Annotated in this window: 7 protein-coding genes; 4 read left to right on the plus strand and 3 right to left on the minus strand. The window is 71.8% G+C overall.

Annotated elements, in window-relative coordinates; translation table 11 throughout:
* The first annotated feature begins 79 nt into the window (after positions 1-79).
* Positions 80-1,078: a porphobilinogen synthase gene (gene hemB, locus AC067M_RS45010; RefSeq protein ID WP_478702787.1), complete on the plus strand. Its 999-nt coding sequence runs from the start codon at positions 80-82 to the stop codon at positions 1,076-1,078.
* Here the strand turns inward: hemB and AC067M_RS45015 are convergent.
* Entirely contained in the window at positions 1,072-1,671 is a 600-nt protein-coding gene (locus tag AC067M_RS45015) for a DUF4232 domain-containing protein (protein ID WP_478702788.1), read from the minus strand. The two genes, hemB and AC067M_RS45015, sit on opposite strands and share 7 nt — an antisense overlap.
* Positions 1,672-1,860: 189 nt before the next feature.
* Between AC067M_RS45015 and AC067M_RS45020 the strand changes: the two genes are divergently transcribed.
* The gene (locus tag AC067M_RS45020; RefSeq protein ID WP_478702789.1) at positions 1,861-3,330 is read left to right on the plus strand and encodes a helix-turn-helix domain-containing protein; all 1,470 of its coding nucleotides are present in this window, start codon (positions 1,861-1,863) and stop codon (positions 3,328-3,330) included.
* Here AC067M_RS45020 and AC067M_RS45025 read toward each other — a convergent pair.
* Complete coding sequence (locus tag AC067M_RS45025; protein ID WP_478702790.1) at positions 3,279-3,476, minus strand: hypothetical protein; 198 nt, start codon at positions 3,474-3,476, stop codon at positions 3,279-3,281. The genes AC067M_RS45020 and AC067M_RS45025 overlap by 52 nt on opposite strands.
* Before the next feature lie 274 nt (positions 3,477-3,750).
* On the opposite strand from AC067M_RS45025, the gene AC067M_RS45030 reads away from it, so the two are divergent.
* On the plus strand, positions 3,751-4,653 hold the full coding sequence (locus AC067M_RS45030) for an SAM-dependent methyltransferase (protein ID WP_478702791.1): 903 nt from the start codon (positions 3,751-3,753) through the stop codon (positions 4,651-4,653).
* A gap of 111 nt (positions 4,654-4,764) precedes the next feature.
* Positions 4,765-5,970 carry an aminotransferase-like domain-containing protein gene (locus AC067M_RS45035; protein WP_478702792.1) on the plus strand — a complete coding sequence of 402 codons (1,206 nt, stop codon included), beginning with the start codon at positions 4,765-4,767 and terminating at the stop codon, positions 5,968-5,970.
* Positions 5,971-6,036: 66 nt separating this feature from the next.
* Here the strand turns inward: AC067M_RS45035 and AC067M_RS45040 are convergent, their stop codons facing one another.
* Positions 6,037-6,840: a DUF4253 domain-containing protein gene (locus tag AC067M_RS45040; RefSeq protein ID WP_478702793.1), complete on the minus strand. Its 804-nt coding sequence runs from the start codon at positions 6,838-6,840 to the stop codon at positions 6,037-6,039.
* Positions 6,841-6,944 lie beyond the last annotated feature (104 nt).

The following is a 6,944-nucleotide window of genomic DNA, read 5'->3' on the forward strand; positions in this document are numbered from 1 at the left end:
GCGGCCGCGTCCTCGGTCGCCTCAAGTCCCCGACGGGCAGTCGGTAAAGGCGGCCGTCGGGCGGGCGTAGCGTAGACGCATGACGAAGTACGGATCCTTCCCCGGTACGCGTCCCCGTCGGCTGCGCACCACCCCCGTCATGCGGCGCATGGTCGCCGAGACCCGTCTGCACCCCGCCGACTTCATCCTGCCCGCCTTCGTGCGGGAGGGCGTGAGCGAGCCGGTGCCGATCGCCGCGATGCCGGGCGTCGTGCAGCACACCCGCGACAGCCTGAAGAAGGCCGCGCTGGAGGCGGTGGAGGCCGGGATCTCCGGGATCATGCTCTTCGGGGTGCCGGAGGAGTCGAAGAAGGACGCCCTGGGCACGCCCGGCACCGACCCGGACGGGATCCTCCAGGTCGCCCTCCGCGACGTGCGCGCCGAGGTCGGCGACGACCTGCTCGTCATGTCCGACGTGTGCCTCGACGAGACGATCGACCACGGACACTGCGGGGTCCTGGACGCCCAGGGCCGGGTCGACAACGACGCGACCCTCGAGCGGTACGCCGAGATGGCGCAGGTCCAGGCCGACGCCGGCGCGCACGTCGTCGGGCCCAGCGGGATGATGGACGGCCAGATCGGTGTGATCCGCGACGCCCTCGACCAGATCGGACGCGAGGACGTCGCGATCCTCGCCTACACCGCGAAGTACGCCTCCGCCTTCTACGGCCCCTTCCGGGAGGCCGTCGGCTCGTCCCTGAAGGGCGACCGCAAGACCTATCAGCAGGACCCGGCCAACGTGCGGGAGTCCCTGCGCGAGCTGGCGCTCGACCTGGAGGAGGGCGCCGACATGGTCATGGTCAAGCCGGCCGGCCCCTACCTGGACATCCTCGCGCGCGTCGCCGACTCCGTGGACGTGCCGGTCGCCGCCTACCAGATCTCCGGCGAGTACTCGATGGTCGAGGCCGCCGCCGAGAGGGGCTGGATCGACCGCGACCGGGCGATCCTGGAGACGCTGACCGGCATCAAGCGGGCCGGCGCGCAGAACATCCTGACCTACTGGGCCGTCGAGGCGGCCCGGCAGCTGTCCGCTCAGTAGGACAGCGCTTCGTCCATGTCCCGCAGCCAGTACGTGACCGTCAGCGAGTTGTCGTAGTACACGCCCTTCGCGGGCAGGGCCGGGGTCGCGGACGCGCCGCCGCTGCTGTTCGAGTTGCGGCCCTGGAAGCCGACCGTGAGCTTCTTGGCGGTCCTGCCGCCGACGCCGCTTCCGTCGGCGGCGGAGAGCAGCACGCCCGCGTAGCCGGACTCACCGGGTGCGAGGGTCGTCACCGCCTGCGGCTTCGAGTCCTCGATCGGCTGCGGCGCCCACTGCATCGCGTCGAATCGGAGCAGCGGGAAGTACGTCAGGTCACAGACCTTGGAGCCCGTGTTCTTCACCGTGATCAGCATGTGGTTGAGGGGACGCGCCACCGGCTGGGCGGTGACCTTGGTGTTGGAGCCGTTGCACAGGACACGGTTCTTCGGGTCGAACGGGTCGGTCGAGCCCTTGGAGGCCGCCGCGGCCACGGGGGCCATGGACCGCGACGCGCCCTCGTCCTTCGTGCCCGTGCCGTTCACGCCCGCGGTGAGTGCGATGGCGGTGAGAGCGGCACCGGTGACGGCGAGCAGGGGGATACGGCGTGTACGCATGGCAATTCCTCTTCCGAAAACGCATGGTTGAAGCAGGCCGCTCGACCGGGGTCCGGGAGCGGCGTGCTTGGATGACAACAGCCTGTGGGGTGATCCGTCCCGCCCGCCACGACCAGCGGACGATCAGGGACGCTGGAACGCTCACACCGGCTCTGAGCTGGAGAAACACCCGTTCCCTGGAACGCGGGAATGGGACACGGGGAGGGAAGAACGGTGTTTGACGGTGCTGCCGCGACCGAGTTCGCGGAGTTACTGCGGGAACTGAAGGAACGCTCCGGGCTGAGCTACGGGACGCTCGCCAGACGGCTCCACATGAGTACGTCGACGCTGCACCGGTACTGCAACGGGGATGCCGTACCGGCGCAGTACGCGCCCGTGGAGCGGCTGGCGCGGCTGTGCAAGGCGTCGCCGGAGGAGCTCGTCGAACTGCATCGGCGGTGGGTGCGGGCGGATGCGTTTCGGGGGCGGAAGGGGGCTGAGGCTGTTCCGGCGGCTGCTGTTGCTGCACCCGCACCCGCACCCGCACCCGCACCCGCACCCGCGCCCGCGCCCGCGCCCGCACCCGCGCCTGTGCCGGAGCCGGAGCTTGTGCCGGAGCGGGAGCCGGAGCCGCAGCCGGAGCTTGTGCCGGAGCCCGAGCTAGTGTCAGAGCCCGAGCCCGGGCCGGCCCGCGTGGTCCTTTCCGGTCGCCGGCGCGCTCGTACCGCGCTTGTCGCCGGTGTCGCGGTCGCCGCTGTCCTCGGGGCCGTCACGTTGGCGGTGAGTCTGCCGTCGGAGGATGCGCACGACGGGCGGCGCGGTGCAGCAGGGGCCGCTTCGACGCTGGGGCGGGAGGCGGAGAGCGAGGGCGCGTCGAAGGGAGCGGCCAGGGTTTCCGAGTCGGTGTCGCCGTCCGCGTCCGCGTCCGCGTCCACGACCGCGACCGCGTCCGCGTCGGCCTCCCGCTCGCCGTCCGCCTCTCCCTCCGTGAGGTCCTCGCGTGAGGGCGGGAAGAAGGGCGGCCCCGGCGCGGGTGCCACGAGTGGTGCCAAGAAGGGAACCGAGGCCGGTCCGGCGCCGCTGACGGTGGCCGTCCAGCCGTACACCTGGGAGCAGCCCTGCTCCCAGCACTACCTCATCAACCGGCCGCCGGGGCGGGTGGCGCCGCCGCCCCTCGAGTCCGACGCGCCCGCCTGGGTCGCCGCGCACGGGGCCGTCGCCTCGGGGGAGCAGTTCGTCACGCTCACCATGCAGGGCACCGGCGAGGAGACCGTGGTCGTCAACGACCTGACGGTCCGTATGGTCGGCAAACGTGCGCCCCTCGCCTGGAACGACTACGCCATGGGCTACCCGGGCGTCGGCTGCGGCGGCGGCGTGCCGGCCCGCTTCTTCACCGTCGCCCTCGACGCGATGCGGCCGGCGGTCGAGCCTGCGGCTGGGAACCGGGACTTCCCGTACAAGGTGAGCGAGTCGGACCCGGAGGTCTACTACATCAAGGCGGACGCCTCCGCGTATGACGTGAGCTGGTACCTGGAGCTGGCCTGGTCCAGCGGTTCGCGGCACGGCACGCTCGTCGTCGACGACCAGGGCAGGCCCTTCCGTGTGAGCGGAGACAACGGGCGGCCCGCCTACGAGTTCCCGCTCGGCGGCTCCGCGTGGGGCAAGGCCGGGACGTCGTAGGGCGCGGACGAGTGGGACAGCCCCGCGTGCGACGGTCCCTCGTCGCGCAGGCCCTCGCCGTCCCGGCAGCCCGTGAGGGCGAGCGCGGCGAGGGTGGTCAGGGCGGCGGCGAGCAGACGGGTGCGGGCGGCACGGCGTGCGGGCATGACGGCCTTCCGGACGAGGAGCGCGTGGGACGATCACAGCATGCGTCGTTCGCTGGGCCGGAGGCCACGGTCTCGGCGCGATCCGGGACGCCGGCACCCGGCTCACCTATCTGAACTGCGGAAATCATGTCTCCCTGGGACGCCGGACGGGACGCCGAAACGGGGTGCGCAGCCGACCGCCCCGGTCCGGGCACGATCAAGTGGCCCCAGGAGTTAGGTTGTTGCCCGCCTAATTGGTTGTGCATCAAATGACCGAGCTTCCAGGGGAGACGCCATGTCCGGTGATGCCCTCAGCCACGACCCCGCCGAGCTGAGAAGGAGGATCGACACCACGAAGGCGCACCCGGCCCGCGTCTACGACGTCTTCCTCGGGGGCAAGGACAACTACCCCGTGGACCGTGCCGCGGCCGCCGCCGCGCTCGCCGCGAACCCCCGCGGCTACCTCGACGTACGGCACAACCGCGACTTCATGCGGCGCGCGGTCACCGCACTCGCGAAGGAGGACGGCGTCCGCCAGTTCCTCGACATCGGCACCGGCCTGCCGACCGCGGAGAACGTCCACCAGATCGCCCAGCGGATCATCCCCGACTCCCGGGTCGTCTACGTCGACAACGACCCGGTGGTGCTCGCCCACGCGCGCGCCCTGCTCGCGTCGGGCCCCGAGGGCCGTACCGACTACATCGACGCCGACCTGAAGAGCCCGGCGCAGATCCTCGAACAGGCCGCCAAGACCATCGACTTCGACCAGCCGGTCGCGCTGTGCCTGGTGGCGATCCTGCACTTCGTCGAGGACGAGGAGGCCTACCCGCTCGTGCGCGAGCTCGTGGACGCGCTGCCCTCCGGCAGCCGGCTCGTCCTCAGCCACCTCACCGAGGACCTCAACCCCGAGAGCATCCGTGCGGTGCAACGGACGTACACGGAGCGCGGGTTCACCTTCGTGCTGCGGTCGAAGGCCGAGGTCGAGCGGTTCTTCACCGAGGCAGGTGTCGAGCTAGCCGAGCCCGGCGTCGTCCCGGCGCACCGCTGGCGGCCGGACGGCGCGGCACCCGTGCCGGAACAGCCGGACGCCGCGTATCTGGAGGGCCTCGACGACATCGAGAAGGTGCGCTACTACGACATCAGTGACGTCACGGACGCGGACATCAACGTGTACGGGGCGACGGGGAGCAAGGCGTGACGGTGGCGGTGGGCGCGGCCGGTGTCCGGATCGCGGAAATGCCGGTGTAGGCAGCATCCATCTCCGTAGGCTGCGGGCACGCGAGGTACCCGCAGCCGAAGGAGCCGTGTCATGACCGTCGCCCCCACGCCCCCCACCGCTTCCCTCCCCCCGCTCGCGGCACGGGCCCGGGCGATCGGCGGCTCGCCCGTACGGGACATCCTCGCGGTCACCGCACGCCCCGAGGTGATCAACTTCGCGGGCGGGCTGCCCGCTCCGGAACTCTTCGACCGGGCGGGCATAGCCGCGGCCTTCCGCGAGGTGCTCGAACGGACACCGGAACGGGCCCTGCAGTACTCCACGACCGAGGGCGAGCCGGCACTGAGAGAGCGGCTCGCGGCGCGGAACACCGCGCGCGGGCTGCCGACCGCCGCCGACGACCTCATCGTCACCACCGGATCCCAGCAGGCGCTGTCCCTCCTCGCCGCAGCGCTGATCGACCCCGGCGACACCGTCCTCGTCGAGGACCCCTGCTACCTGGCGGCCCTCCAGGTCTTCGGCCTCGCGGGCGCGCGCGTGGTCGCGGTCCGCACGGACGCCGACGGCGTCGACCCGGACGCGCTCGCCGCGGCGGTGGAGCGGGAAGGGCCCAAGCTGCTCTACACCGTGCCGACCTTCCAGAACCCCACCGGCCGCACCATGCCGGTCGAACGCCGGGCCGCCGTCGCCTCCGTCGCCGCGCGGCACGGCTTGTGGATCGTCGAGGACGACCCGTACGGCGAACTGCGCTACGACGGCGAGCGCGTCCCCTGGATCGCCGCCCACGCCGACGCCCGCGACCGCACCGTCCTCCTCGGCTCCTTCTCCAAGGTCATGGCACCCGGCCTGCGCCTCGGCTGGCTGCGCGCGCCGGCGGAGCTGCGCCGAGCCTGCGTGGTGGCCAAGCAGGCGGCCGACCTGCACACGCCGACCGTCAACCAGCTGGCGGCGGCGCGGTACCTGACCGAGGGCGACCTCGACGCGCACGTGGCGCGCGTCGCCGGCGTGTACCGCGAGCGGCGGGACGCGATGCTCGCCGGACTCGCGGAGGCGCTTCCGGCGGGCTCGTCCTGGCAGCGCCCCGAGGGGGGCATGTTCCTCTGGGCCCGGCTTCCGGATTCGTACGACACGACGACCCTGCTCGCCGAGGTCGTACGGCACGACGTGGCCTACGTGCCGGGTGCGCCCTTCTACGCGGGCGAACCCGACCGCTCCACCCTCCGGCTGTGCTTCGTGACCCAGACGCCGGAGGAGATCGGGGAGGGGCTGCGGAGGCTGGGGGATGGACTCAGGGGATAGGGCGGCTCGGGACCGGCGGGCTCAGTCCCACCGGCCGTAGTTCCACCGGTCTCAGTCCCACCGCTCTCAGTCCCACCAGAAGGTCCAGGTGGTGGGTTCGTCGAGCAACTGACGGGCGTAGGCGGCGAGGGTGCCGTCGGTCTGAGGGTCGCCGCTCGGCTGGAGGACGTTGTCCGGGCAGAAGGCGAAGTGCTCGGCGGCGACTGCCTCCGCCTCGGCGAGGGAGGTGGGCGGAGCGGCGACGGAGAGGACCAGCCGGTCGAAGCCGAGGGCGACGACGCGTATGCCGAAGCGGTCCTCCCAGGAACGCAGGACCGCGCAGAGGCGGGCGACGTCGTCCACGTAGTTCAGGGGCCCGGTCCAGCCGATGGCGGCGGGTATGTCGGCGGAGCGGCGGGCCGGGACCAGGGCGAGATGCGGTTCCTTGAACCAGGACCGGCCCTCGGCGAGGGTGTCGGCGACCTCGGTTGCGCGGGTGTCCGGATCGGCGGTGAGAGCGGCACCGTCCGCCAGTCCGGGCCACTCGTCGTCCTCGGCCGCGTACTCCTCCCACAGCTCGGTGAGCACGTCCTCGGCGTCGTGATCCCCCGCGTACGACACCTCGCCCGGCATCAACTCCCACTCCTCGGGGCCGCCCTGGTCACCCCCGAGGTCGACGAGGACGGGCAGGAGCCCGGCCCGGCCGGCGGGTGTGCCCAGCGCGGCCCAGTTGCCGGGGGACGCGGACTGCTCCGCATGCCACAGCAAGGGCTCATGCCACGTCCCCTCGTCCGTCACGTCGATCAGCCTCCCGAGAGGGAGACGAAGCCCGAGCACACGCCCACTCGGATCAGCCGCCAGCTTGGGCAGCGGGTTGGGAAGAGTCGCCATGCCGGTGACCTTAGACGTCATCTCATTTGGTGAGTCTGCGGTAGCAGATCAGGGTGCAGGCGATGCTGGTGAAGGCGAGGAAGTGGTCGGCCTTGCGTTCGTAG

The organism is Streptomyces sp. NPDC043427, assembly GCF_056436655.1.